The organism is Burkholderia sp. JPY481, from assembly GCF_038900515.1.
Classification (GTDB): domain Bacteria; phylum Pseudomonadota; class Gammaproteobacteria; order Burkholderiales; family Burkholderiaceae; genus Paraburkholderia; species Paraburkholderia youngii.
Genome location: NZ_JAYMRT010000009.1, coordinates 157,483 through 183,768, shown reverse-complemented (window position 1 = coordinate 183,768; position 26,286 = coordinate 157,483). Strand labels below are relative to the sequence as shown.

General features: G+C 64.0%; 23 protein-coding genes. 10 read left to right on the top strand and 13 right to left on the bottom strand.

What is annotated here, in order from left to right:
• Window position 1: 1 nt before the first annotated feature.
• The 7 genes from VSR82_RS22170 to gspG form a co-directional block, all read right to left on the bottom strand.
• Window positions 2–505, bottom strand: a complete 504-nt coding sequence (locus tag VSR82_RS22170; protein WP_368584841.1) for a type II secretion system protein M — start codon at window positions 503–505, stop codon at window positions 2–4.
• Window positions 502–1,911: a type II secretion system protein GspL gene (gspL, locus tag VSR82_RS22165; protein ID WP_498858075.1), complete on the bottom strand. Its 1,410-nt coding sequence runs from the start codon at window positions 1,909–1,911 to the stop codon at window positions 502–504. The genes VSR82_RS22170 and gspL overlap by 4 nt, the downstream gene beginning before the upstream one ends.
• Before the next feature lie 28 nt (window positions 1,912–1,939).
• Window positions 1,940–3,049 carry a type II secretion system minor pseudopilin GspK gene (gspK, locus tag VSR82_RS22160; RefSeq protein ID WP_429461482.1) on the bottom strand — a complete coding sequence of 370 codons (1,110 nt, stop codon included), beginning with the start codon at window positions 3,047–3,049 and terminating at the stop codon, window positions 1,940–1,942.
• A gap of 1 nt (window position 3,050) precedes the next feature.
• A complete protein-coding gene (locus VSR82_RS22155) occupies window positions 3,051–3,725 on the bottom strand; it encodes a PulJ/GspJ family protein (RefSeq protein WP_429461480.1) in 675 nt (224 codons plus the stop codon).
• Window positions 3,703–4,095: a type II secretion system minor pseudopilin GspI gene (gene gspI / locus VSR82_RS22150; protein ID WP_498858089.1), complete on the bottom strand. Its 393-nt coding sequence runs from the start codon at window positions 4,093–4,095 to the stop codon at window positions 3,703–3,705. Before gspI ends, VSR82_RS22155 begins: the two co-directional genes overlap by 23 nt.
• 52 nt (window positions 4,096–4,147) lie before the next feature.
• On the bottom strand, window positions 4,148–4,687 hold the full coding sequence (locus tag VSR82_RS22145; protein WP_368584845.1) for a GspH/FimT family pseudopilin: 540 nt from the start codon (window positions 4,685–4,687) through the stop codon (window positions 4,148–4,150).
• A 176-nt stretch (window positions 4,688–4,863) separates the two neighbouring features.
• Entirely contained in the window at window positions 4,864–5,328 is a 465-nt protein-coding gene (gene gspG / locus VSR82_RS22140) for a type II secretion system major pseudopilin GspG (RefSeq protein WP_013090996.1), read from the bottom strand.
• A gap of 136 nt (window positions 5,329–5,464) precedes the next feature.
• On the opposite strand from gspG, the gene VSR82_RS22135 reads away from it, so the two are divergent.
• Window positions 5,465–5,878: a type II secretion system protein N gene (locus VSR82_RS22135; RefSeq protein ID WP_429461477.1), complete on the top strand. Its 414-nt coding sequence runs from the start codon at window positions 5,465–5,467 to the stop codon at window positions 5,876–5,878.
• A 76-nt stretch (window positions 5,879–5,954) separates the two neighbouring features.
• Here the strand turns inward: VSR82_RS22135 and gspF are convergent, their stop codons facing one another.
• The 3 genes from gspF to gspD are packed head-to-tail and all read right to left on the bottom strand — an operon-like array spanning window position 5,955 to window position 11,099.
• Complete coding sequence (gspF, locus tag VSR82_RS22130) at window positions 5,955–7,172, bottom strand: type II secretion system inner membrane protein GspF (protein ID WP_176380597.1); 1,218 nt, start codon at window positions 7,170–7,172, stop codon at window positions 5,955–5,957.
• A 4-nt stretch (window positions 7,173–7,176) separates the two neighbouring features.
• Complete coding sequence (gspE, locus tag VSR82_RS22125) at window positions 7,177–8,691, bottom strand: type II secretion system ATPase GspE (RefSeq protein WP_368624141.1); 1,515 nt, start codon at window positions 8,689–8,691, stop codon at window positions 7,177–7,179.
• A gap of 5 nt (window positions 8,692–8,696) precedes the next feature.
• The gene (gene gspD, locus VSR82_RS22120; RefSeq protein WP_429461474.1) at window positions 8,697–11,099 is read right to left on the bottom strand and encodes a type II secretion system secretin GspD; all 2,403 of its coding nucleotides are present in this window, start codon (window positions 11,097–11,099) and stop codon (window positions 8,697–8,699) included.
• A 496-nt stretch (window positions 11,100–11,595) separates the two neighbouring features.
• Between gspD and VSR82_RS22115 the strand changes: the two genes are divergently transcribed.
• Entirely contained in the window at window positions 11,596–12,039 is a 444-nt protein-coding gene (locus tag VSR82_RS22115) for a lytic transglycosylase domain-containing protein (RefSeq protein ID WP_013090991.1), read from the top strand.
• 144 nt (window positions 12,040–12,183) lie between these two features.
• Window positions 12,184–13,539 (top strand): GTP-binding protein, encoded by a 1,356-nt coding sequence (locus tag VSR82_RS22110; RefSeq protein WP_429461472.1) that lies wholly within the window; start codon window positions 12,184–12,186, stop codon window positions 13,537–13,539.
• Between the two features lie 98 nt (window positions 13,540–13,637).
• Here VSR82_RS22110 and VSR82_RS22105 read toward each other — a convergent pair whose 3' ends face one another.
• A complete protein-coding gene (locus tag VSR82_RS22105; RefSeq protein ID WP_013090989.1) occupies window positions 13,638–13,916 on the bottom strand; it encodes an HU family DNA-binding protein in 279 nt (92 codons plus the stop codon).
• 445 nt (window positions 13,917–14,361) lie between these two features.
• Here VSR82_RS22105 and mnmC point away from each other — a divergent pair, with 445 nt between their 5' ends.
• From mnmC to VSR82_RS22070, 7 genes are all read left to right on the top strand, one after another.
• The gene (gene mnmC, locus VSR82_RS22100; RefSeq protein ID WP_368584849.1) at window positions 14,362–16,329 is read left to right on the top strand and encodes a bifunctional tRNA (5-methylaminomethyl-2-thiouridine)(34)-methyltransferase MnmC2/FAD-dependent 5-carboxymethylaminomethyl-2-thiouridine(34) oxidoreductase MnmC1; all 1,968 of its coding nucleotides are present in this window, start codon (window positions 14,362–14,364) and stop codon (window positions 16,327–16,329) included.
• A 972-nt stretch (window positions 16,330–17,301) separates the two neighbouring features.
• Window positions 17,302–18,507, top strand: coding sequence for a cation:proton antiporter (locus tag VSR82_RS22095; RefSeq protein WP_368584850.1), 1,206 nt, complete (start codon window positions 17,302–17,304; stop codon window positions 18,505–18,507).
• A gap of 88 nt (window positions 18,508–18,595) precedes the next feature.
• Window positions 18,596–19,711, top strand: a complete 1,116-nt coding sequence (locus VSR82_RS22090) for a YbdK family carboxylate-amine ligase (RefSeq protein ID WP_368584851.1) — start codon at window positions 18,596–18,598, stop codon at window positions 19,709–19,711.
• Window positions 19,712–20,283: 572 nt separating this feature from the next.
• On the top strand, window positions 20,284–20,922 hold the full coding sequence (locus VSR82_RS22085) for a MarR family winged helix-turn-helix transcriptional regulator (RefSeq protein WP_176109905.1): 639 nt from the start codon (window positions 20,284–20,286) through the stop codon (window positions 20,920–20,922).
• A 142-nt stretch (window positions 20,923–21,064) separates the two neighbouring features.
• On the top strand, window positions 21,065–21,778 hold the full coding sequence (locus VSR82_RS22080; protein ID WP_429461466.1) for a glutamine amidotransferase: 714 nt from the start codon (window positions 21,065–21,067) through the stop codon (window positions 21,776–21,778).
• A 110-nt stretch (window positions 21,779–21,888) separates the two neighbouring features.
• Window positions 21,889–23,001 carry an NADH:flavin oxidoreductase/NADH oxidase gene (locus VSR82_RS22075; protein ID WP_368584853.1) on the top strand — a complete coding sequence of 371 codons (1,113 nt, stop codon included), beginning with the start codon at window positions 21,889–21,891 and terminating at the stop codon, window positions 22,999–23,001.
• Between the two features lie 212 nt (window positions 23,002–23,213).
• Entirely contained in the window at window positions 23,214–23,747 is a 534-nt protein-coding gene (locus VSR82_RS22070) for an SET domain-containing protein (protein ID WP_368584854.1), read from the top strand.
• A gap of 94 nt (window positions 23,748–23,841) precedes the next feature.
• On the opposite strand, the gene VSR82_RS22065 is transcribed toward VSR82_RS22070, so the two are convergent.
• On the bottom strand, window positions 23,842–25,356 hold the full coding sequence (locus tag VSR82_RS22065; RefSeq protein WP_410851212.1) for a sensor histidine kinase: 1,515 nt from the start codon (window positions 25,354–25,356) through the stop codon (window positions 23,842–23,844).
• Between the two features lie 167 nt (window positions 25,357–25,523).
• The gene (locus VSR82_RS22060) at window positions 25,524–26,210 is read right to left on the bottom strand and encodes a response regulator (protein WP_498858074.1); all 687 of its coding nucleotides are present in this window, start codon (window positions 26,208–26,210) and stop codon (window positions 25,524–25,526) included.
• Window positions 26,211–26,286: the final 76 nt, after the last annotated feature.

Sequence of the window (26,286 nt, the reverse complement as noted above, 5' to 3'; positions counted from 1 at the left end):
GTTATTTCGCGGTCGACGGTTGCAGCGCGACCGTCAGATCCACCTGGCCGTCGTCTTTCAGCGCGGTGATGTGCGCCTCGGAGACCTGCACCTTGAACTGCTTGCGAACGTCATCGACCCACGCGGTCCAGGCCGGGAACGCGACGTTTTTCATCTGCACCTGCACCGCGTTGCCGACGAACTGCACCTGCGTCGCGGCGAGGCCGTGTTCGCCGAGCGACGCGGAGAGCGCGTCCTTCAGCGCCGCGCCGGTCGGTGCGACACCTTGCGCGGCCGCCGACAGCGATCGCGCCTCGTTCGCTTGCGCGGTCATCTGCGCGAGCTGCCGCTGCAGGCTGGGCAGCGATTGACGCAGATGCGCGCGGCCTTCCTGCGCGGGCGCCCACAGCACCGACCACGCGATCGCCACCGCGAGCGCGGCACCGCCCCAGGTCAGCAGCGCCTTTTCGCGATCGGTGCGCTGGTCCCAGAAGCCAGCCCATGTTTGAGCGAGTTCAGCTTTCATTGTCCGTTCCTGATGGTCCACTTGCCGGTGCTGCTGTCGATCGCGCCGGTCAGGCCGTTGCGCGCGAGGCGCTTGGCGAAGTCGGGGTCGACCTTGATCGCGGGTTTGAAGGTCACGTCGAGGCGGTGCTCGTGGTAGTCCAGCGCGGCGATGCCGTTGACCGGTAGCGGCGCCAACGAGCGCGCGAGGCCGTCGGCAAGCGACAGGAAATCCTCCGGCGACAGTTCGCCCGCCGCGACGCGCAGCTGTTGCAACTGACGCGCCATCTGATCGGGCGCATCGAGCACGACGGTCGTCTTCGGGAATGTGTTGAGCAGCAGCTCCGTCATCTGCTGGTTGATCGCGTCGCGCTGACGCGCGAGCAGCAGCCACTGCACGTTCGCGCCGATGATCGCGACGACCAGCGCGGCGACCGCGAGCAGGATCGGCAGACGTAGACGCCGCAGCGTCGCGCGATCGAGGCGCCACGGCTGCGACGCGAATTCGAACTGGCACAGGTCGAAGCGGCATTCGAGCGCGCGCCGAGCGAGCTGCTCGAACGGCAGCGGACTCGCGCCGTGGATATGCGAGGCGAGCCGCGCGGGACTCGTCGTCGGGTGGCTGGGCTCGTTACCCGGCACTTCGGTCAGCATGTACAGCGACACCGGCGCCGCCCCTGCCAGCGCGGAGAGCGTCGCGTTCACCGCATTGGCCGGGGCCGCGAGACCCTCGCCCTGCACGCCGCGCGCAATCGCCAGTTCGACGCGCGGCACGCCGCTGTCGACCGCGCCTTCAACCAGCAGCGCGGGCGCGGTCTGCACGACCGCACCGAGCACCGCGGCCACCATCGGCACGATGGACGGCGCTTCGGGCGCGACCACCGGCGCGACGCCCGGCAGCGACGTCGCGACGCTCGCCGCGCCAGCCAGCACCGGCTCGCGCGCCTCGGCGGTTTCGTCGACGTTCGCGGCGGCTTCGGTCACCGGCGCCGGCGGCAGGCAACGCGTGACCGGCACCGCGCGCAGGCTGCGATGACCGGCCGCCGTGAACGCCTCGCAGATGAAACGGAACCAGCCGCGATCGATGATCGCGAGCAGGTGCCGGCCTTCCCCAAGCCCCTGCGGATCGACCGCGATATGACAGGTCTGCGGGTCCTGGATCAGTTGATCCTCGACGATATTGGGCAGCGCCTGGCGCAGCTTCGGGCCGCGCAGCGGCGGCAGCGTCGCGGGCATCAGCAGCAGGTCGCGCGCGGCGACCATCAGCACCGTCGTGTTCGCGCGCGGCAGCAGCGCGAGCGCCGAGCGGCCGGCGCGCTGCGTGCGCCCGGCCTTATCGAGCAGCACGAACGGTAGCTCGGGCAGTTGCCACTCCTGCGAGGGCACCGCCGGATCACGCAGCGGCAATAGGACGATCAGCGTGCTCAAAGGCCACTCTCTCTGTGGATTGCGTTATTCATAGTTGGTCTTGTACCCGCACGATACGCGTAGTGTGAGTCAGCGGATCGCGATAGACGAGCGTCGTGCGATCCACTTCGGCGCGCTCGTGCTGCACACTGCCGTGGACTAAAAAGTAGCTCGAATTGACGTCGAACTGATTCGGATCGATCGACGCCGATTGCACGCCGGCGGCGGTCAGCGCGAGCTGCACGTCGCCGGCGTTGCGGAAAAACACGGTCTGGCGCCGCGCGACCAACGCCTGCGCCTGCGACACGGTCATGCCCGGCACCACCGCCGCGATCACTTCGGCCGACGCGGTGTTCATGTTGATCGCGGTGACGGTCGGCAGCACGGTGACGAACGGCCGCAGCTTTGCGACGATCTCCGGCGTGTAGCCCGGAATGTCGAGCAGCGAATCGACGCCCGTCATTAGCAGCGGCGCGACCGCCACGTTGTCCTCGCCGTCCTCGATGCCGGGCTGGTTCGTGAAGTTGCCACCCGTCATACCGCCGCCGCCGACCTGCGGCGAGCTGCTGATCGACGTGCCGGTCTGAAAGCGCGTCGCCGATTGCGACAGTCCCGCGCGCACATGCAGCGCGGTCACTTTGGCGAGCTGCCCGCTCAGGCCGAGCGACACCAGCAGGCGCTGATACGCGGCCATCTGCTCGGCGCTGATTTGCGTCACGCCGGGCGCCGGACTCGCGACCAGATTGCGCAGATTGAATCTCGACTGGGCGTCCTCGATCGAGCCCGACAGGTACGTGGCCGCGCCTTGCTCAGCGCGCACCTCGCCGATCTGGCCGAGAAAATCCGACAGCCGCGTTTTCGCGATCGGCACGCCCCACAAGCCGCCCAGATACGTGATGCCCGCCGACGTATCGCCCTCGGAGCGCAGGATCAGCCGGGTCCAGTCGAGCGCGCCGCGCGCGACCCATTGCGCCTGCGACAGCAGCCGCTGATTCTCGATGCGGCGGATCTGCACCTGCTGGCGCCACAACATGCCGGACACGAGGATCGCCGACAACGCGACGACCAGCAGCGCGCTGATGATGGCCGCGCCCCGCTCGCGTGCACGTGCGCGCGAAGCGGATGCGGACTTCTTCGGCCATGAGGAGGAGAACGTCATGTCATTCTCCGACCAGAAAAACACGCGTGATCGGCCGTGCGAGCGACGTCGCGCCGATGCTGACCTGGAGCCCTGTCACCGAGCGCGGCATCGGCGCGTTGCCGAGCTGCGGCACCTTCAGATTGTTGACGGCCTGGTTCATCGCGGTTTGCACGTCGTTCATCTGGATGGTCCAGCCGAGCTTTGGCACGTACATGCGCGCCGAGATGGAGCCGACGCCGCCCATCAGCGGCACCGCGCTCCAGCCTTCGTCGCTGCCGTGCAATGCGCGCCGCAAGTCGCCGACGTTGCCGATCGGCGGCGACGCATAGCGCACCACGCGGCCGTTCGAGATCTGATAGCGCACCACCTGCAGACGCGGCGCGGCGCCCGGCAGCACCATGTGCCGCACGATCTGCAGCGTGTTGCCCGACACCGAGACCGCGGTCTGGCTGGCTTCGTCGTCGCTGGCGGCCTGCCGCGCGTCGATGCGCATCTGATCGAACAGCTGCGCGAACACCCGCTCGTCTTCCATCGCGTTCGTGATCGTCGTGCGGGCGCGGATGATCTGATCGAGCCCGCGCCACGACAGCACGGCGATCACCGCGAGGATCGCGATCGCGACCAGCAGTTCGATCAGCGTGAAGCCGCGCGCGCCGTAACGGCGGCGGCGCTCACAGCGAGCGGTTGGCTTCATTCGCGACCACCGTGACCATCTGGGCGAGATTGCCGGATTGCCCCGGCATCGTCACCGTCACTTCGACACGGCGAAACACCGGATTCGGCGTCGCCGTCACATGCTCGGTACAGCGCAATTGCAGATTGCCTTGCGAGCAATCGAAGCTCGTCGAGCCAATGTTCGGCCATGCATGCTTCAGATGCAGGTCCGCGAGCGCGTTGTCCGCGCTCCAGCCGGCGAGCAGACGCCGATGCAGATCGGCTTCGCCGCTCGCCAGACTGCCGACCGCGCGCAGCGACGCGGCAAGCGCGACCGCGATGATCGCGAGCGCGACCAGCACCTCGATCATCGTGAAGCCGCGCTGGTTGTGGCACGCGATAGCGCGCATGTTGAAGAGAGAAGAGGCATGGGCGGGCCTGCCATAACGACGCATCCGCATGTCAGCGCACCTCGTAGCGGCCATTGCCGGTACTGACGATCGTCGCCTGTCCGGCCGCCGAAAACAGCGTGACCTGCACCGGCACGTCGATCGCCTCGGTACCGAACACGATGCGATCGGCATGTGAATCCGAGCCCGGGTAACTGATCGCGACACTGGTCACGCCGCCTTCCCACTTACGCGGCCCGAGCAGATCGTCACGCAGCGGACGCCAGCCGTCCTGGGTGCGCTGATCGAAACGGAAGCCGCCCTCGAACGGCTGCCACGCGATCGGCCGCGCGCGCACTTGCGCTTCGTCGCCAGCCGATTCGAACAGCAGCGCGAGACGCTGCGCTTCTTCGTTCAGATCGGTGCGCGGATTGCGGGTCATCGTAAGCGCGGTCAGCGACACGAGCAGGCCCGCGATCACGAGCACGACCATCATTTCGAGCAGCGTGAAGCCAGCCGCGCGGCCGCGGCGTTGCCGGTAGCGCGGCCGCGAAGCCGTACACGGGGTGTCCACGGGGGACTTGCAAGCGGACGTGCGCATAGTGCCGGCCATCGACGATCAACGAATATTCAAACAGCAATGCATCGGTGAAACACGCGCGCTTCGTCGCGCCATGCAAATTGCGGCGTGGCGGGCAGGGCGCCCGGTGAGACCAGCGGCCAACCCTGTGCCAACGAGGGTGCGTGCGTGAACATCATCGAGCCTGGCGGATGCTCTGTTCAGCGTGCTTATTGCCAGGACCCGACGTCGGAATCGTTGCCTTCGCCGCCCGGTTTGCCATCGGCGCCATAGCTAAATACATCGATCTCACCGTGCACGCCCGGATTCAGATACTGATACGCGTTGCCCCACGGATCGTTCGGCAGACGCTCGAGATAGCCGCCGTCCTTCCAGTTGTTCGGCACCGGGTCGGTGGACGGTTTTTCGATGAGCGCGCGCAGGCCTTGCTCCTGGGTCGGATAGCGGCCGTTGTCGAGACGATAGAGCTTCAACGCCTGCATCACGGTGCCGATATCCTGCTTCGCGGCGACGCGCCGCGCTTCGTCCGGACGGCTCATGATCTTCGGCACGATCAGCGCGGCGAGAATGCCGAGAATCGCGATCACGACCATGATTTCGATCAGCGTGAAACCGCGTTGACGGCGGCCGCGTGAACCCGCGTTGTCAGCGCGGCGAATGGTCGACAGTTGCATAGCTTGCTACCTCTTTTCAGATGAAATTTTTGGCTCGGGTTGTCAGATTGAATACGCCGGGCCGGTCATTTTAATGTCATGTAGTTGAAGGCTTTCAACCCACCGCAATTTTCACAATAGTCCGTACAATGTGCGCATGAACGCCATCCAAATCCGCCTCCTGTCGCTCGCGCTGTTCGCCGTTTTCTGCGCGACGCTCACGTACTGGGTCATCACGCTCACCACGATGTCCGGCGCGCCGCTACCGGCTGCCGCCGCACACGCGCAGGTCTCGACCGAGCAGGCCGCGACGCTGTTCGGCGGACAGCTCACGCGCAACGTCAATCAGGACATCCATCTGTTCGGCATCCTCGCGTTGAGCGAAGGCGCCGCGGCGATCGTCAGCGTCGGTGGCGAGCCGCCGCACGCGGTGTCGCTCGGCAGCACGCTGATGCAAGGCACCAGGCTCTCCGAAGTTCGCGCCCGCTCGATCATCATCGACCGCAACGGCGCCCACTCGGAAATCTTCCTGCCCGCCAACTCCAGCGGTCCCACCATTTACGTGCGCTGAAACCTGAAGCGGTTGCGCGGCTGATACGGCATGCCGCGCAAATCCTTTCTTTTCCTTCCTCGCGGTACGGCCACCGCTACTGCACGAGGTTGTTCAGTTCGATGATCGGCAGCATCACCGCAAGCACGATCACGAGCACCACACCCCCCATCGCCAGAATCAGCAGCGGCTCGAGCAGGCTCGTCAGGAACATCGTGCGGCGCTCCAGCTCGCGCGCTTCGCCGTCGGCTGCGCGATCGAGCATCGTCGTCACGTCGCCGGTCGCTTCACCCGAGCGGATCAGGTGCACGAGCACCGGCGGAAACGTCTTCGTGTTGCCGAGCGCGCGCGACAGCGACGTGCCTTCGCGCACCCGCACGATCGCATCGTCGATGTTCTCGCGCATTGCGTTGTTGCTGAGCGTATCGGCTGCGGCCTGCAACGCGCGCAGAATCGGCACGCCCGCCGCGGTCAGAATGCCGAGCGTGCTGGCGAAGCGCACGGTGTTATAGCCGCGCACCAGCTTGCCGAGCAGCGGCGCGGTCAGCAGCCAGCGGTCGAAGGCGAGACGCGGCCCCGGTTGCCGGAGCGTCGCGCGCACCAGATAGACGACCACGATCACGCCGATCAGCATCGCCCACCACCAGTGGCGCACGAAACCGGACAGCGCCATCATCACGATCGTCAGAAACGGCAGTTGCTGCTTGGTGCTCGCGAACACGTTGACCACCTGCGGCACCACATAGCTGAGCAGGAACGTGACGATGCCGAACGCGATGATCGTGACGATCGTCGGATACGTGAACGCCAGCACGATTTTCTGCTTCAAAGCATTGCGCTGCTCGATGTAATCGGCGAGCCGCGACAGCACCAGGCCGAGCTTGCCCGTGTGTTCGCCGGCCGCGACGAGCGCCCGGTAGATCTCGGGGAAATCCTTCGGATGCTGCTGCAGCGCGTTGGCAAGCGAATGACCGCCGAGCACTTCGGCGCGAATCGCCGCCATCAGCTCGCGGATGTAGTCGCGCTCCGACTGCTCGGTCAGCACCGAGAGCGCTTCGTCGAGCGGCAGGCCCGCGATCAGCAGACTCGCGAGCTGCCGCGTCAGAATGGCCTGCTCGCGCTGCGACAGACGACGCCCGAGCGCGAGCCGCTGATTGCGCTCGCCGCGCGTGCGCGACGCCGCCGGTTCGACGACCAGCGGCGTGAGTCCCTGCGAGCGCAGGTTGGTGCGCGCGCCGCGTGCACTGTCGGCGTCGAGCACCCCTTTTTGTGCCTTGCCCGCCGCGTCGATCGCTTCAAAACGGAATGCCGGCATGCGCTTATGCTCCGCCCGTCACGCGAATCACTTCTTCGAGGGACGTCAGTCCCGATGCGAGCCAGCGCTCCGAATCCTCGCGCAGCGTGCGCATGCCCTGGGCGCGGCCCGCTTCGAGAATTTCGGCATCGGCCGCGTTGCGGTGGATCAGCGAGCGGATCGTTTCGTCGATCAGCAGCAGCTCGTAGACGCCGCGCCGTCCCGCGTAACCGGATTGCCCACAACGGTCGCAGCCGACCGGATGCCAGCGCTTGCTACCGTCTTCCTCGGTGCGCTCTTCGCGGCACACCGGGCACAGTCGCCGCACCAGCCGCTGCGCGAGCACGCCGAGCAGCGACGAGGCGAGCAGATACGGCTCGACGCCCATGTCGGTCAGACGCGTGACGGCCGATGCCGCGTCGTTCGTGTGCAGCGTCGCGAGCACCAGGTGGCCGGTCAGCGACGCCTGCACCGCGATTTGCGCGGTTTCGAGGTCGCGGATTTCACCGATCATGATGATGTCCGGGTCCTGACGCAGAATCGAGCGCAATGCGCGCGCGAAGCTCATGCCGATCCGCTCGTTGACCTGGGTCTGGCCGATGCCGGACAGGTCGTATTCGATCGGGTCTTCCACCGTCATGATGTTGGTGGTTGCCGTCTCCAGTCGCGACATCGACGCATATAGCGTCGTCGTCTTGCCTGAGCCGGTCGGACCCGTCACGAGCACGATGCCGTGCGGCTTGCCGATCAGCTTGTCGAACTGGCGGAGCGTGTCGGATGCCATGCCGAGCGCTTCGAGATTGAGCCGCGCCGCGTCTTTTTCGAGCAGACGAAGCACCGCGCGCTCGCCGTGGCCGGTGGGCAGCGTCGATACCCGCACGTCGACCGGACGACCGCCGACGCGCAGCGTGATGCGGCCGTCCTGCGGCAAACGTTTTTCCGCGATGTCGAGCTGCGCCATGATCTTGATCCGCGAGATCAGCGCGCCGTGCAGCGCTTTTTTAGGCCGCACCACGTCGCGCAGCGTGCCGTCGACGCGAAAACGCACCACCGACGCATTCTCGAACGGCTCGATATGAATATCCGATGCCTGCTCGCGTGCGGCTTGCGTGAGCAGCGCGTTGATCATACGGATGATCGGCGCGTCGTCTTCCGATTCGAGCAGATCCTCGACCTCGGGGATGTCCTGCATCAGCCGCGACAGATCGACTTCGCCTTCGACTTCGCCGACCACCTGCGCGGCGCTGCCGTCCTGGCGCGCATAGGCCTGGTTGATCGCCTGCGCGAGATCGTCGGCGGGCACGCGCACGACCGACACCACGCCGTAGTTGCGCGCGATTTCGGCAAGCGCGGCTTCGCTCGTGCGCTCGCTGATCCAGACTTCGAGGCTATCGGCATGCTGATGCGCGACCAGGATCTGGCCGCTGCGCGCAAAACCGTATGGCACGAGCCGGGCGGCAAGCGGGGAGGGTGCCGCGCGCTCGCCGGCCGCGGCATCGCCGTTCAGCGGACGTTGCGAAGGCGCGGTTTGCGCGGGCATCTGCGTCACGGACGCGCTCCCGGCGACACCGTGCTCGACACCGGGCCGCTTGCCGGCTCGACGACGGCCGGTTGCGGCATGGTTTGCGGCATCGTCTGCGGCACGGGTTGGATCGTGGTCTGCGCGCCAGCTTGCGGCACGGCCTGCGGCGGTACCTGTTGAGGAACCTGTTGCGGTGCCTGCTGCGGCATCATCTGCTGGCGGCGCATCTGGTTCAGGTCGAACAGGTTCATCGCCGGCACCCCGCCCTGGCTCGGGCCGAGCGGCATCGGCGGCACGACCGGATCGTCGCGATCCCTCATGATGTTGTTGTCCTGACGGTACGCGCCCTGCACACCCTGGATGTAGTCGTAGCGGTTTGCCGTGACGGCCTGCGTGGTGTCGCGGTCGGCGAGAATGACCGGGCGCAGGAACACCATCAGGTTAGTCTTGTTGCGCGTCTTCTGCTCGGAGCGGAACAGCTGGCCCAGCCAGGGAATGTCGCCAAGCAGCGGCACCTTGCTGTTGCTGACCTGGTAGTTGTCCTGCATCAGGCCGCCGAGCACGATGATCTCGCCGTTATCGCACAGCACGGTCGACTGGATCGAACGCTTCGTGAATTCCGGGCCCGCCGGGTTCGTCGCCGCGTTGTTCGTGCCGTTCACGATCGCCGAATCTTCCGTGTAGAGCAGCAGCTTCAGGATGCCGCCGTCGGTAATCTGCGGCTTCACGTGCAGCGTCAGACCGACGTCGACCCGGTCGAACGTGTTGAACGCCGCGCTCGTCGTGCCGCTCGTCAGGTTCGAGTACGAACCGGTCTGGATCGGCACGTTGGTACCGACGATGATCTTCGCCTCTTCGTTGTCGAGCGTGATCAGGTTCGGCGTGGACAGCACGTTCGCGTCTGCGGTCTGCGACAGCGCCTGCAGCAGTGCGCCGAGACCCTGCACGCCGAAGATGTTGTGGATCCAGCCGACGTTCAAGCCTTGTTGCAGGGCCTGGCTGCCTAGCGCCGTCGCGAGACCGCCGGTCGAACCAGCCGCGGCCGCCGCGGCCGTCAGGTTGATGATGCTGTTGCCCGAGCCAGTCGCCAGGTTGGTACCGGCAAACAGGTTGCCGTTCGCGACCTGCCACTGAATGCCGAGGTTGCCGCTCGTATTCGAGTTCAACTCGACGATCAGTGCCTCGATATACACCTGCGCGCGACGCGCATCGAGCTGGTCGATCACCGCGCGCAAGTTGCGGTACGTCGCTTCGGGCGCGGTGATGATCAGCGAGTTGGTCGCGGGATCGGCGGTAATCATGCCGCCGCCCTGATCCTCGCTCTTTTCCTTGTCGCCGCCGAGAAAGCCGCCGGTATTACTGTTCGAGCCCGAAGCGCCGCCGCCCATCGGCGAGTTCATCGAGCCGCCGCCGAGGCCGCCCGACGGCAACGGCGGCGTACCCGACGAGCCCGTCGAATAGCCGCTGTTCGACAGACCGCCACCGCCACCACCACCGCCGCCGCCGCTCGTGTTCTGGTTGAACGAGTTGGCCTCGTTCGCGCCGCCTGACGAACCCTCGCCGCCGCCCTTGCCGAGCATGCTGCGCAGCGTGCGCGCGAGCTTCGTCGCGTCGGCATTGCGTAGCGGCACGACGTGGATGTTGCCCGGCATCGTGGTCGGCATGTCGAGCTGCTTCGCGAGTTCCTTGGCCGCCGCGAGGCGTGCTGTGTTCGACGCGCGCATCAGCAGCGAGTTGGTGCGCGGATCGGACGAGATCGACACCTTGAGCGTCGCGTCCGTGCTGCCGATCGAGCCCGGATCGAGCATCTTGTTCATCTGCTGCGCGATGTCGATCGCATTCGCGTTCTTCAGCGGCACGACTGCAACCGCCTGGCCGGCCGCGCTATCGACACCCGCGATGATCTGGGCGATGCGCCGCACGTTGTCTGCGTAGTCGGTGACGACGATCGTATTGTTGGAGGGGTAGGCCGCGACCGTGTTGTTCGGCGAGATCAGCGGACGCAGTACCGGCAGCAAATTGTTGGCCGACTCATTCCTCAGCGTGAAGACCTGCGTGATGACCTGGTCGCCGCGCGCCGTCGGCGCGTTGCCGACGTAGGTCGGCACGCCTTGCAGCTTGGCGTCGGCCTCGGGCACCACTTTCAGCACGCCATGATCCTGCACGAGCGCGAAACCCTGCATGCGCAGCGCGGACTGCAGGGTTTTGAGCGCCTGATCCTGAGGCACCGAATTTTCGGACACGAGGTTCAGTTGCCCCTTCACCCGCGGATCGACGATGATCGTCTTGCCGGTCGCCGCGCCGATCGCCTTCGCGACCTGGTCGATGTCGGCGTTGACGAAGTTGAGTGTCACCTGCGCGTGTGCAGTTTGCGCGGTGATCAGTCCAGCCACCAGCAGCGCCGTTGCCACCCGACGCAAAGCCATACAATTTCTTCTCATGGGATGTGATATCGATGCCGGCAGCCTCTGCCACCGACGGTCATGCGATGCGGACCCGGCGGCAAGCTACCGCCCGGTCGGTTTGTGAGCCGGCCCTAAAAGCGAGTTTCGCTTCGAGTTCCGGCGTCCCGAGGTCCGAAAAAATCGAACAGTAACAGCTTTTCATGTCGGAATTGAAACAAAACAAGGGGCCCCATGCGAATTCATGAAGATCGCAGAGCGGTTATTAAAATGAAAGCTAGCCAGCACCGTACACTCGCGCCATTACCCGGCTTTGTACGGTCTTATGTCGGTTAGCCAACTTGACGAAGGTCGGACTGCCGGTATGATACGAGCCGTTCGACCCACTGTTATGTGTTTGCTGACGCGGGTTTTCCCCGATGCTCGACAAACGCCCGGCCAGCTTGCCGTTGCGGCCGAAACGCGGCCGGCGAACTGCCTTACCGATTCTTACCCCAGGTTTGCTTAGTCCTATTGACCGATGAAACGTCCGCTCGTCACCGTTGCCGCCACGCTCGCGCTGCTCGCCGCGGCCGGCTCCGCGCGCGCCGACTGCTTCGATGAAGCGGCGAAGTATCAGAAGGTCAATCCGCTGATCTTACGGGCTATTGCGTGGCAGGAGTCGCACAACCGGCCGGATGCCCAGCACAAGAACGCGAATGGCTCGACCGACTACGGTGTGATGCAGATCAATTCGGTGCATCTGCCGGTGCTCGCCCAGTACGGGATCTCGCAGGGCACGCTGATGGAGCCGTGCAAGAACGTTTACATCGCGGCGTGGCATCTGCGCCGGCAGATGAACAAGTACGGCAATACCTGGCAGGCGGTCGGAGCATACCACTCGGAGACGCCCACGTTGCGGGACAAATACGCGCAACAGATCGCTGCGATTCTGCGCAGCTGGAAGTTGATGCCCGCGCAGTAAGCCATTCCAACGCTGTCGCTCGCACGAGCCGCACGCATTTTAATGCACAATGCGACTTCGTGCTTTTGTCGCGCCGTCGCAGCGACGACGACGATTTGACCCCGCGCGCGGCACGCCTTCCAATCTTCCCGTATTCGTACCGCGATGAACCAGCCGCTATTGCCCATCACCGTGCTCTCCGGTTTTCTGGGCGCCGGCAAGACCACGCTCCTGAAGCACATCCTCGCGAACCGCGCCGGTTTGCGCGTCGCCGTGATCGTCGACGATCTGGGCGACGCCAATATCGACCCGACGCTCATGCGTAATGCGGCCGAACTGTCGGGCGTCGACGAGCAGATCGTCGAACTCAAGAATGGCTGCATCTGCTGCACGCTGCGCGACGATCTGCAAAGCGAAATCCGTCGCCTCGCCGGCGAAAAGCGCTTCGACGCGCTCGTGATCGAATCGAGTGGCATCGCCGAGCCTATGTCGATTGCCGAAACCATCACATTCGATGGCGACGACCGCCTCTCGCCCGGCGAAGTCGCCCGGCTCGATACAATGGTCACGATCGTCGATGCGTTCAACTTCCTGCGCGATTACGCGTCCGCCGATGCGCTCTCCGAACGCGGCGTCAGGGTCGACGAAGACGACGACCGCATGATCGTGGAATTGCTGATCGAGCAGATCGAGTTTTGTGACGTGCTCGTCGTGAACAAGATTGATCTCGTCAGCGCGGACGAACTCGCGCGTTTGCAGCGCATCCTCGCGCGCCTGAACCCGCGTGCGGTGCAGCTCGTGAGCCGCTTTGCCGAAGTGCCGCTCGATCAGGTGCTGAACACCGGACGCTTCGATTTCGACGAAGCGTCGAATGCGCAGGGCTGGCTCGCGGCGCTCGAGCACAAGCACGAGAATCAGCACGGCGATCAAGATGGCCACGTGCATCACAGCGAAGCCGACGAATACGGCGTCGGCTATTTCGTCTATCGCGCACGCCGGCCGTTTCATCCGCAGCGACTGTGGGAGCTGCTGCATCAGGAGTGGAAGGGTGTACTGCGCAGCAAGGGATTCTTCTGGCTCGCGACCCGCAACGATATCGGCGGTTCGCTATCGCAGGCCGGTGGCGCTTGCCGGCACGGCCCCGCGGGCATGTGGTGGGCCGCGCAGGATCGCAGCGAGTGGCCGGAAGGCGACGACGAGTTGGCCGCCGAAATCGCCGCCGACTGGTACGGTGCGCCGGCCGATATGAGCATCGGCGATCGTCGTCAGGAGTTCGTGCTGATCGGCGTCGACATCGACCCCGCCCTCTGGCGCGCGAGGTTCGACGCCTGTCTGCTCACCGACGACGAATACGCGCTCGGGCCGCAAGCCTGGCAGCAGTTCCCCGATCCGTTCCCTGCATGGGAGTTCGACGACCACGATCATGACGACGAGCATGATCACCACCATCATCACGGGCACGGCGACGACTGCGAGCATTGCGGACATGACCACGGCAAGAATGCGCATCGTCATGACTGAACGAAGCACGCCTCGCATTTGAGCCGCACGCATGGACGAAAAAAACCCGCCACTGGCGGGTTTTTCTCACGGGTGTCAACTGCCCGGCAGCAATCTGCTTAGCGCTTGTTGACTGCGTCCTTGAACGCCTTGCCTGCCGTGAACTTGACGGTCTTGGCAGCCGGGATCTTGATGGTTTCGCCGGTCTTCGGATTACGCCCCGTACGCGCTGCGCGCTTGCCCGAACCAAAGCTACCGAAGCCGATCAACTGGACCGCCTCACCCTTCGACACAGACTTCTTGATCACTTCAAGCAACGTGTCCAGCGTTTCACCGGTTTGAGCCTTGCTGGCGCCCGTCTGTCCTGCGACAGCGTCGATCAGTTCCTGTTTGTTCATTAAGGTTCCTTTCTGAGTTTAGGTTGATACGAACAGCGCGACCGCGCCGATTATACGTGCGCGCACCGCGCCGTCGAGCAGCTGCGGCCCCGATCCTGAAGATCTCCCACGCCGGACAGGACACTGTTCGGCGGCCGTGCTGCCGCTCCCTTCGCGGCGCTTGCTATGATAGCGCAGCGCAAACCCAATCAGGATAAGGGTTTCGAGGAATTGCACGGTTTTCGGGCCGTTCTTGCAAGGAAATCGAAAATTCGCCCCTCAACACCCCTAAACGAGGGCTGAAACCCAGTCCTGGCGGGGGTTAGCGTTGGTTTTTGCCAACGCAGCAAAGCGTCTGAAAGCGTCCTGATGGGTCTTTTGCGGCGACTCGCGCGCGGCGCGCGCCGACTCCAACCATCGAACCCGCTCTTTCGAGCGATCTTTTGAGCGTGTTTTCCCGTCGCGCATGACCGATCCGTTGATCCCCGCCGTCCTCGCTTTCCGCGACAACGGCAGCCCCTTCTCACCGCACTACGACGACATCTATCACAGCGCCGTCGGCGCGCTCGAGCAGGCTCACTACGTCTTTTTGCGCGGCAACGAATTGCCCGAAAGATGGCAGAGCCGTCGAACCTTCACCGTCCTCGAGACCGGCTTTGGCATCGGCATCAACTTTCTCGTCACTTGGGCCGCGTGGCGCGCCGATCCTGCACGCTGCGAGCGGCTGCATTTCGTGTCGACCGAGAAGCATCCGTTTAGCGCCGCCGATCTGCGCCGCGTCCACGCATCGACGATCTCCGATCCGCTGATCGCCCAACTCGCGGACACGCTCGCGAACGCATGGCCGATGCTTGTGCCCGGTACGCACCGGCTGGAATTCGAAGGCGGCCGCGTCGTGCTGACGTTGATCTTCGCCGATGCGCTCGAGAGCCTGCCCGCATTGCGGCTGCGTGCCGATGCGTTTTATCTCGACGGTTTCGCGCCCGCGAAAAATCCCGAGCTGTGGAGCCCGGCGATCTTCAAGGCGCTCGCGCGGGTCGCCGGCGATGACGCGACCTTCTCCACCTATAGCAGCGCAGGCGACGTCAAACGCGCGTTGACGCAATGCGGCTTCGAGTATCGCAAGGTCGACGGCTTCGGCTGGAAACGCGCGATGCTGGTCGGCCGCTTCGCGCCGCGCTGGCGTGTGCGCCGTTATGAACCGCCCGCGCCGTACGGGCACGATGAACGACACGCTGTCGTGATCGGTGCGGGGCTGGCCGGCTGCGCAGTGATCGAGCGGCTTGCGGCACGCGGGTGGCGCGTGACTTCGCTCGAGCGGCATGGGTCGGTTGCACAGGATGCGTCAGGCAATCCGGCCGGCGTATTTCACCCAATGATTTCGCGCGACGACAGCGTTGCGTCGCGCGTCACGCGAGCGGGCTTTCTGTACGCGCTCAATCGTTGGACCGCACTCGAAGACGCAGGGCATCGACTGGCCCGCGGCGATCGTGGCCTGCTCCAGATCGCCGCGGACGACGACGAAGCGCGCGCGATCGGCGACGCTATCGCCACGTTTCGCTATCCGTCCGACTACGTGACGCCGGTCTCCGCGGCCGATGCAGCACAACTCGCCGGCATGCCGCTCGCGCGTGGCGGCTGGTTCTTTCCGCGCGGCGGCTGGATCGATCCCGCCTCTCTTTGCGCGGCGCAATTCGCATCGGCAGGCGGCTTGCTCGAACGACGCTTCGGCGTCGACGTCGCGCGGCTCGAACGTTGCGGCGATCAGTGGACCGTCTTCGATATCGAGGGAAAGGAGGTCGCGCGAGCGCCGGTCGTAATCGTCGCCGGCGCCCATGAAGCTGCGCGCATCGCTGGCTTGCGTCATGCGCCGACCCGTAGCATTCGCGGCCAGTTGAGCTTGCTGCCGGCGGGCACCGTCGCAGCGCTTGCGCTGCCGGTGATCGGCGAGGGCTATGCCGTGCCACTTGCGAACGGCGTCACGCTGACAGGCGCGACCTATGAACTAGACGACCACGACACGTCGCTGCGCGCGGATGGTCATCGCGAGAATCTCGAGCGCGTCGCGCAGATGCTGCCATCGTTCGCAAGCGCGCTCGATGACGCGTCGCTGACCTCGCTCAGCGGACGCGTTGCGTTTCGCTGCGTGACCTCGGACCGCATGCCGATGATCGGCCAGTTCGCCGACGAAGCCGCTGCCGCACGAGATGCAGCTCGCCTGCGCGGCGCATGGCCGCTCGATCTGCCGCGCGTCGACGGTCTATACGGCGCATTCGCTTATGGTTCTCGCGGGCTGGTATGGGCCGCGCTCGGCGCTGAATTGATCGCGTCACAGATCGAAGGCGAACCGTGGCCGCTCGAACGCGGTCTCGCCGAAGACATCGACCCCGCACGTTTTCTGCTGCGGTCGTTGCGGCAGGGGACGATCGGTTAACCGGCTTCGACCATTGCGGCGTTAACGCCCGGCAGGTTAACTCCGCCCGCGCTGTAAACCACGTTAACCGACACGCCCGCTTATCCACCGCACCCTGTGGATAACCGCGCAGTTAACCGGCGCAAGTCGTGTGGAGCCGTTGTGGACGTAAACGGGGTAACTGGGACATCGCGAAAAAGTCCGAAAAGTTGCTCGCGTATACCGGCCGCCGCCGCACATGCTGTACATCCGGTTATGCGGCCGACAACTCGATGATTCATTTCGGTAAACACGGGTTATCCACAGAAAACGAGGCAGCTTGTTAACTGTTACTACGTATACATACGGTAAACCAGTAAACAGCAAAGACGGCAGCTAACGCCCCGCCTATCGGGCTAGAAGATTTCGTTCGAGCTCGCGTAAACGGATCACTCGATGCGCTCCGTTAACCCGGGGGAGAGCACCAAAAAACGCGGACGAAACCGCACACCAAAGTCACACACGCGAACGTAACGCAAGGGAGCGGATTCGCCGTTCGCGACGTTGTCGAAATTGACGCGATACCTCGAAAAAAGGTCGCTTTTTCCGTTCAGTATAAAAATAACGTACTTTTTTACCGTTTTGCCAGCGAGTTAACGTCTTTTCGGTTAACGCGGAACAAGCTATGGCACAATCCCGGTTCTTTTCCGCGTCGTGCCACCGCATCTGACGGCACGCGCAGCAATGGAACGGTGCCGGTCAAACAGAATCTGATTCAAGGTCGACGGCGTTCCTTCACCGTGCCTGTTGCTACTGCCGCATCCCGTGAATGTGCCCGACTCCGTGCGGTTTTTTGCGGCCGCGGCGCATTCCGATCATCCGATCATTGAAACCTCGCAACGCTGACCTCGCGAAGCGCTTGCGACAACGAGCGCTCTCGGTTCGCTCGTGCCACGGCGTGCGTGTGCGCCGGTTCGTGTCGTCTGCCGTTGCTGCCAAGGAGAACCCATTACGATGAATTCGGCGTTTTCGTTTCTGCCAGCGTGGCCGCTTTCACCCGACGCCATATTTTGGGCAGGTCTCGCATTGCTTGTCGCTGGTCTGTGCGGAGAGCTTTGCTTTCGCGCGTGGCGCTTACCGCGCATTTCCGGCTATGCGGTGATCGGCCTCATAGCGGGCGGGGCCGGCTTTGGCGTGATCGATGCGGATTCCGCGAGCGCCGCGCGGCCGCTGCTCGACGTCGCGCTAGGCCTGTTGCTGTTCGAACTGGGCAGCCGGCTCGATCTGCGCTGGATCCGCCGTAATCCGTGGCTGATTCTGTCGAGCGTCGCCGAAGCCACGCTGACTTTCGTGCTGGTGCTGCCGGTGCTGCTATTCCTGCACGTGCCGCTGATGGTCGCGACCGTACTCGCTGCGATCGCGATGGCGACATCGCCCGCGATGGTGATCCAGCTCAAGACCGAACTGCGCGCCGAAGGCCAGGTCACGCAGCGTCTTCTGACCTTGACCGCGCTGAACAGCATGTACGCGGTCGTGATCGAAAAGCTCGTATCGAGCTGGCTGCATCAGGAGGTATACGGCAACGTGTTCGCAACGATCCTGCAGCCGTTGTACCTGCTGGTCGGCTCGCTCGTGCTCGCATATCTGCTCGCGCGCACCTGCACGTTCTTCTACCGGCGCCTGAACATGCACGACGAGCATTCGTTCGTCGCGCTGTTCGGTCTCGTGCTGCTCGCGATCGCGGTCGCGCATCTGTTCAAGCTATCGACGATTCTCGCGCTGCTCGCCGCGGGCATCATCGTGAAGAATCACGAAGCGCGTCCGCAGTTGTGGCCGCAGCATTTCGGCACCGCGGGCTGGCTGCTGACGGTGATTCTGTTCGTGCTGACGCTGACGTCGTTCGAATGGAGGCACATTGCGTTGGGCGGAGTCGCGGCGCTGGGCCTGATCGTTGCTCGCCTCGTCGCGAAACTGGTCGGCGTGCTGGCTTTCGCGAAGCCGAGCGGCCTGAACCTGAAGCAGGGCATCGCACTCGGCCTGTCGTTGTCACCGATGTCGGCGCTCGCGTACCTGCTCGTCGACGACACGTACAACCTGTATCCGAGCTTCGATCCGCAACTGCGCGCGATCGTCATGTGTTCGATTTTCGTGCTGCAGATCCTCGGGCCGTGGCTCGTCTATCGCAGCCTCGCGCTCGTCGCCGAGCGGCGCGAGGGGTGAGCGTGAAACGCGCGTGGTCTGCCAGGCGCGTTTCACGAACCCGACTTTTCAAAACCTTCGCCTCAAACGACCTGACTCAGGGGACGCCATGTCACTCGAACCCTTCATCGATTCGAAACCGTTCACCTTCGGTATCGAGCTCGAAATGCAGATCGTCAATACGCACGACTATGATCTGACCAAAGCCGGCACGGATCTGCTGCGCCTTATCAAGGATGAAAAAATCCCCGGCAATATCACGCCGGAAATCACCGAAAGCATGATCGAGCTGTCGACCGGCATCTGCACGTCGCACGAACAGGCGGTCGCCGATCTGCGCAAGATTCGTGACACGCTGGTATCCGCGGCCGACCATCTGAACGTCGGTCTGTGCGGCGGCGGAACGCATCCCTTCCAGCAATGGAGCGAGCGGCAGATCGTCGATACGCCGCGCTTTCAGTATCTTTCCGAGCTGTACGGCTATCTCGCGAAGCAGTTCACGGTGTTCGGCCAGCACGTGCACATCGGTTGCCCGAATCCGAACAGCGCGCTGTATCTGCTGCATTCGATGTCGCGCTTCATCCCGCATTTCATTGCGCTGTCCGCGTCGTCGCCTTTCGTACAGGGTGTCGATACCGGATTTCATTCGGCACGACTGAATTCCGTGTTCGCCTTTCCGCTGTCGGGCCGCGCGCCGTTCGTGCTGACGTGGGACAGCTTCGAGGAGTATTTCTCGAAGATGGTCCACACGGGCGTGGTCAACAGCATGAAGGATTTCTACTGGGATATCCGTCCGAAGCCGGGGTTCGGCACGATCGAGGTTCGAGTGATGGATACGCCGTTTTCGGTGGATCGCGCCGCGGCGATCGCCTGCTACATCCAGACGCTGGCTCGCCATCTGCTGCTCGACAAGCCCATCACGCCGCAGGAAGACGACTATCTGGTCTACACGTTCAACCGTTTCGAAGCCTGCCGTTTCGGACTCGGCGGCACCTGCATCAATCCGCAAACCGGTGAACGAAAGACGATTTCCGAAGATATCCTCGAAACGCTCGAACAGATCGGATCGCATGCGGAAGCGCTCGGCTCGGTCAATGCGCTGGCCGAAGTCGGCGCGATCGCGCGTGGCCAGGTCAACGACGCGACGTGGCTGCGCAGCGTGTTCGCGCAGGAAAAGTCCTTGCACGAAGCGGTCCGGCAGCAGTGTTTGCAGTGGCGCGCCTAGTCGCGAAGATCTCATGAAAGCGTTTGCGTGCGCCTAGGTACGCGACGTTCGGACGAAAACCCGCCATGCGCGGGTTTTTTTTCGTAAAAAAATTTTTAGGACTTTTCGTCCGCGCAACCCTTCAGGTTTGTCGAAAGTTTACGTATACCAGCCTAGGAGCAGTGAGCAGGCGTTGCCGAAGTCTGTGGACAACTGAATAAATACCTGCAAAGTCAATGCTCTGGGGAATTGATAACCGGGTCGATAAAAGACGCTCCGGCCACGCCTGGCAGGCGCAACCGAGGAAACGCTCGACACGCTGCAAGTGCTTGTTGCAAAACGGTACACAGGCTGTCCAAACGTTTTCCCCTGCTTATCCACAGCTCGCGCTGGATAAGTTAGCTGTACGATTTGCAGGTCTCGCATAGAATGTCGTTTTTTTGCCGCCTTCGGCTTCAAAGGCGGTGTATTTTTGAGATAGTACAAACGGCTTCATCTGCGGTTGGACGAAGCTACCCACACACGCAACGGGCGTACCCCGGCAGACAACGGCCGGCATCGCACCCCAGCGGTAAATAAACGAATCGAAGATTATGAGCGAAGGCGTATACGGAGAACAGGCAAACGGGCGAGTGACCCACAGCCTCTTGCGATTGAGCACGGCGATGCGAAGCCAGGCTTGGGAATGGGCGGAAGGCGCGGGCCTGACGCCGACCCAGGGCGAAATCCTCGTGCTGTTGATGCAACGCAAGGGGCCGATGCGTCTCGGCGAGATCGCGCGCGAAACGGCGCTGACCGCCGCGACCACTAGCGATGCGGTCAGCACGCTCGAGACCAAGGGTCTCGTCGAAAAGCGTCGCGCACTCGACGACGGTCGCGCGCTCGCGGTACGCCTGACCTCGCGTGGCCGCACCGCTGCCAAACGCGCGGCGCAATGGCCGGACTTCCTGTCCAAGGCGGTCGGCACGCTGCGCGAGGACGAACAGTCGGTGTTCTATCGCACGCTGCTCAAGACCATCTATCAGCTCGAAGCGCAAAACACGATTCCGTCGCATCGCATGTGCCTGAGCTGCACGCATTTCCAGGCAAGCAAGAATCCGAAGAAGACGCCGCATCACTGCGCGCTGCTCGACCTGAACATGTCGGATACCGATGTGCGTCTCGACTGCTCCGTGCATGAAACGGCGGACGTCGCCACCCAGAAGAAGACCTGGAAGATCTTCGCCCAATAACCGGCGTCTTCCGGAACAATCCGCTAACATGACCTGGCCGGCCAAGGCGGGCGGTGTACGCCGCCTGCTTGCCGGCTGGTGCCGTGCAAGGACAAAGTCGTTGGCGGCAAGTCGTTAGTCAACCTGAAGATAGGGCAGGCCGATGAATCGGGAAGTACTCGCCATCCGCCATGTGCACTTCGAGGATCTGGGCAGTCTCGAGCTCGTGCTCGGCGAGCGCGGGCGTCCGGTCCGCTATCTCGATGTCGGCGTCGCCCGTATCGAGGCCCCCAATCCGGTTGCCGCGTCGCTGATGGTCGTGCTGGGCGGCCCCATCAGTGCCACCGACGACGCGCTGTATCCCACGCTCGCGCCGCTGCTGTCGTTGATCGAGAAGCGCATCGCGGCCGGTTTGCCGACACTTGGTATCTGCCTTGGCGCACAGCTGATCGCCCGGGCGCTCGGTGCGCGCGTCTACCCCGCGGCTCAGGCCGAACTTGGCTGGGCACCGCTTACGCTGACCGATGCGGGCCGCGCCTCGCCACTGCGTCATCTCGATGGCGCTCATACGTCGATGCTGCATTGGCACGGCGACACCTTCGATCTGCCCGCCAACGCGACCCGTCTGGCATCGACTCCGGCCTGCGAGAATCAAGCCTTCGCATGGGGAGATCACGTGCTGGGCTTGCAGTGTCATCCTGAGATCCGCACCGATCGGTTCGAACCTTGGCTGATTGGCAATGCCAATGAACTGTCGGGTCACGGCATCGACGCGCGTCAGTTGCGCGCCGACACCGCACGATACGGTCCCGCGCTCGAAGCCGCCGGGTGCCGCATGTTCGGCGAATGGCTCGATCAGGTCGAGACGAAAGTCTGAATGGCTCGCCGAATGGCGACGTAAGTGGCCAGCGAGGTGCCCCCGTTTCTGCAGCAAACCGCGCGCGGTGCTATGCTCGATCGCTCTCGGGCTTTCACTGGACGTAATCCATGAGCGCGCTTTTTTCTCCGCTCACGCTGCGTAGCGTGACGCTTCCCAACCGTATCGTCGTCTCCCCGATGTGCCAGTACTCCGCCGAACGCGGCGAAGCGAGCGCATGGCACATGATTCACCTCGGCGGTCTCGCGCTGTCCGGCGCGGGCATGCTGTGCATCGAAGCGACCGCCGTCGAGCCGGATGGCCGCATCACCCCCGGCGATCTCGGTTTGTGGGACGACGCGACCGAAGAGGCGCTCGTGCCAGTGCTGGCCGCAATCCGCAAGCATTCGCACATCAACGTGACGATGCAACTGGCACATGCGGGGCGCAAGGCATCGAGCCATGTGCCGTGGGAGGGCGGCCAGCTGATTCCGGTGTCGCAAGGCGGGTGGCTGCCGCATGCGCCGTCGGCGCTGCCGCACAAGCCGGGCGAGGAGCCGCCGCTTGCGCTCGATGTCGCCGGCCTGCACCGGATTCGCGAGGCGTTCGCCGCGTCCGCGCGGCGCGCCGCGCGTCTCGGCATCGATGCGCTCGAAGTGCATGCCGCGCATGGCTATCTGCTGCATCAGTTCCTGTCGCCGATCGCGAATCAGCGGACCGACGACTATGGCGGCTCGCTGGAAAACCGCATGCGTTTCCCGCTCGAAATCTTCGACATCGTGCGGGCCGCATTCCCTGCCGACAAACCGGTCGGCGTGCGAGTGTCGGCGACCGACTGGGTCGAAGGCGGCTGGACGCTGGAAGACACGATCGCGTTTGCGCACGAGCTGGAAAGGCGCGGCTGCGACTGGATCGACGTGTCGTCGGGCGGTGTGTCGCCGCTGCAGAAAATCCCGCTGGAGCCGGGCTATCAGATTCCGTTCGCGAAGGCGGTCAAGCACGCAACCGGTCTGGCGACGATCGGCGTCGGGCTCATCACCGATCCGCTGCACGCCGAGCAGCTGATCGAAGCGGGCGATGCCGACCTGATCGCGCTGGCTCGCGCGCTGCTCTATAACCCGCGCTGGCCGTGGCATGCCGCCGCCAACCTCGGCGCGACCGTCGAAGCGCCGCCGCAGTACTGGCGTTCACAGCCGCGCGACCAGAAAGCGCTGTTCGGCGACATTACGTTCGGTCAACGGTGACGCTCGTCGCACGTTGAACACACGCATCGGCTGACGGTTGAAGGAAGCCGTCCACAGCGTGTAGGATGCCGGTTGTGGCGCGATGCGCGTCGCAAGTCGACGCGGCGCTCGCAGGGCGCCGCGTTTGCTATTCGCGTCAGAAAAAGCCGCGCGCGAGACGCGCCTGACGATTGCCAGACTTGATTCTCCAGTTCTTCACAAGGATTCATTCAATGAATTCACGCAGGATCGCCGTGCGCCGTTCGGGTGTGCACGGCAAAGGCGTGTTTGCTCTCGAACCGATCGCGGCGGGCGAACGACTGATCGAATACAAGGGCGAGCGGATTACCTGGAAAGAAGCGTTGCGCCGTCATCCGCATAATCCGGCTGAACCGAATCACACGTTTTATTTCGCGCTGGATAACGGCAAGGTTATCGACGGCAAGGTGAACGGCAATAGCGCGCGCTGGATCAATCATTCATGCGCGCCGAACTGCGAAGCCGAGGAAATCGACGGACACGTGTACGTGCATGCGCTGCGCGATATTGCGGAGGGCGAGGAAGTCTTTTACGACTATGGCCTCGTGATCGACGCGCGGCAGACGAAGAAGCTGAAAAAGGAATATGAATGCCGTTGCGGCGCGCGTAAGTGCCGCGGCACGATGCTGGCGCCGCCGCAAAAGGGCAAGGGCGGCGGCAAGTCGGCAAAAGGTGCCGACAAGCCGGAAAAGTCCAGCAAATCTGCGAAGAAATCAAAGAAGAAATGAGCCAGAAATGAGCCACGCGCCGGCGCGCGGCGTTAGCTGTCTGCGCTGATCGAAGCGCCAAGGCGAACGCTGCCGCGGCAGCCCGGCAAACCTTCTACAAATCGACCGGCGCCGAGTGCGCCGGTTTTTTCGTGGCGCGTCGCTCGTTGGCATCGCTGGCGGTGGCTGCGTCTGCCGACGCACTGGGCGGCAGCAACGGAATCCGCACGATAAAGCGTGCGCCACCCTCCGGCGCGTCCTCGTAATGCACGCTGCCGTGATGCAGCACCATGATGTCGTGGACGATCGCAAGGCCCAGACCCGCGCCGCTGTCGACCCCCGCCTCGGCCTGCCCGTCGCCGCGGAAGAACCGCTTGAACAGGTCCGCCTGCTGCGAACGCGGCACGCCAGGCCCGTTGTCTTCGACGATGATCTCGGCCATGCGCAGATCGTCGATCAGGGTCTGCGAAACCGTCACCGTGATGCGTCCGCCGTCGGCCCGCGAAGGTGGCACATATTTCAGCGCGTTATCGAGCAGATTTGCGATCACTTCGTGCAGCAGTACCGGGTTGCCGCGCGCCATCAACGGGTCGTCGTTCGACGGATCGTCGAGGCGCTGGAAGCCGAGGTCCACGTGTACCGCTAGCGCGCGCGGCACCCATTCGGCGCCCGTGTCGAAGGCGAGCGCGGCCATGTCGACATTGACGAAGCGGGCCGCCTGTTCGCCCGGCTCGGCGCGCGCGAGCGACAGCAATTGATTCGACAGCCGCACCGCGCGATCGGCCGCGGCGCGCAGTTCGTGCACGGCGGCGAGCGTCTGCTGCGGATCACGCGCGACGACCGCCTGCTCCGCATGCAGCTTCACCGCGGTGAGCGGCGTGCGCAGCTGATGCGCGGCATCGGCGATGAATTTGCGTTGCGCATCGAGGGCGGCTTTCAGACGATCGAGCAGCGCGTTCAGCGCGCCGGTCAGCGGACGGATCTCGACCGGCACATAGGTTTCGTCGACCGGCTCGAGCGACGTGTGCGTTTGCCGGTTCAGCGAATCGGCGAGCGCGGTCAGCGGATTGAGCTGCTGATTGACGACGCGCCACACGATCACCCAGCCGGCAAGCAGCAGTAGCAGCAACGGCATCATGATCGCGATCAGGAACTCCGCGGCGATGCGGTAGCGGTGATGCACGGGCTGCCCGACTTCGACGACGATCGGATTGCCGCTCGGCTGGTCGACGCGCACCTGAGCGACCCGCACGGTCACGCCTTCGTGCTGCGTCTCGAATACGTACGCGTAATGCATGCGGCGCACGTTGGTGCCTTGCAGCGGCAGATTATGGTCGCCGGCGATTTCGCTGTCACCGGTGCTGATCCGGTAGACCAGATGTTCGACCGGGTCGGAGAACATCGCTTGCGCGAGCGGCGGCACCGTGATCGGCGCTTCCGGTCCGGCAATCTGGATCTGTTTGGAGATCGCGGTCGCGAGGTCCGCGAGCGAACGATCGACCACGTGCTGCGTGTACTGCCAGGCGAGCCAGTAGGCGATCAGGCCGCTCATCAGCGCGAGCAACGACAGGGGAGCAGCGAGGCGCCGCAGCAGCGTGCGGCGCAGACTATTGGCGGCCGGCTGGTGCATGATCGTAGGCGCGGGAAAGTTGTGACTGCGGTGGAAACTGCGGTAGCAACGGCGCGAAGCGCCTTGAGACAGTCCGAGGTCCGGCCCGACGCGCAGCGGGCACAGCCGATGCGCGGCGCCGGCGCGGCGCCGTTAGGCCGCGACGCAATGCGCGGCCTTCACGACGGTCATGCGGCCTGGCGGATTTCCTGCAACAGATAGCCAAAGCCACGCACGGTGACGATTTCGACACGGCAGTTCTCGAGCTTCTTGCGCACACGGTGCACGTAGACTTCGATCGCGGTATCGCCGAGATCGCCGCCGAAGTGCGTCAGGTGATCCTGCAGTTGCGCCTTGCTGACGACGCGGCCATGACGCAGCAGCAGCATTTCGAGCACTGCGAATTCGCGCGGCGACAGTTCGAGCGGTTTGTCGTCGTTGAAGATGCGGCGGTCGACGCCCGACAGCCGCACACCGCCCAGTGACACTTCCGGACGCGGCATGTCGCCGTGCGGACCGCTGCGGCGCATCACCGCGCGAATGCGCGCTTCGAGCTCAGCCGGTTCGAACGGTTTCAGCATGTAGTCGTCCGCGCCCGAGTTCAGGCCTTGCACGCGGTCGTTCAATTCGTCGCGCGCGGTCAGGATGATCACCGGCGTGTGACGGTTGCTGTGGCGGAAACGCGACAGCAGTGTCATGCCGTCGATGCCCGGCAGACCCAGATCGAGGATCACGAGTTCGTGGCGGTTTTGCGTGAGGGCCTGTTCGGCAAAGATGCCGTCATGGACCATGTCGACGGTGAAGCCGGCTTGTTCGAGACTGCTTTGGATGCCGCGTGCGATGGGGCGGTCATCTTCGATCAGAAGGAGTCGCATGGATTTCGCTCAAGTACAATGGGTTTAGGCGTTTTGGCAAGCGGTTCGCCGGGGCGCCTGCAACACAGCCAGCGTG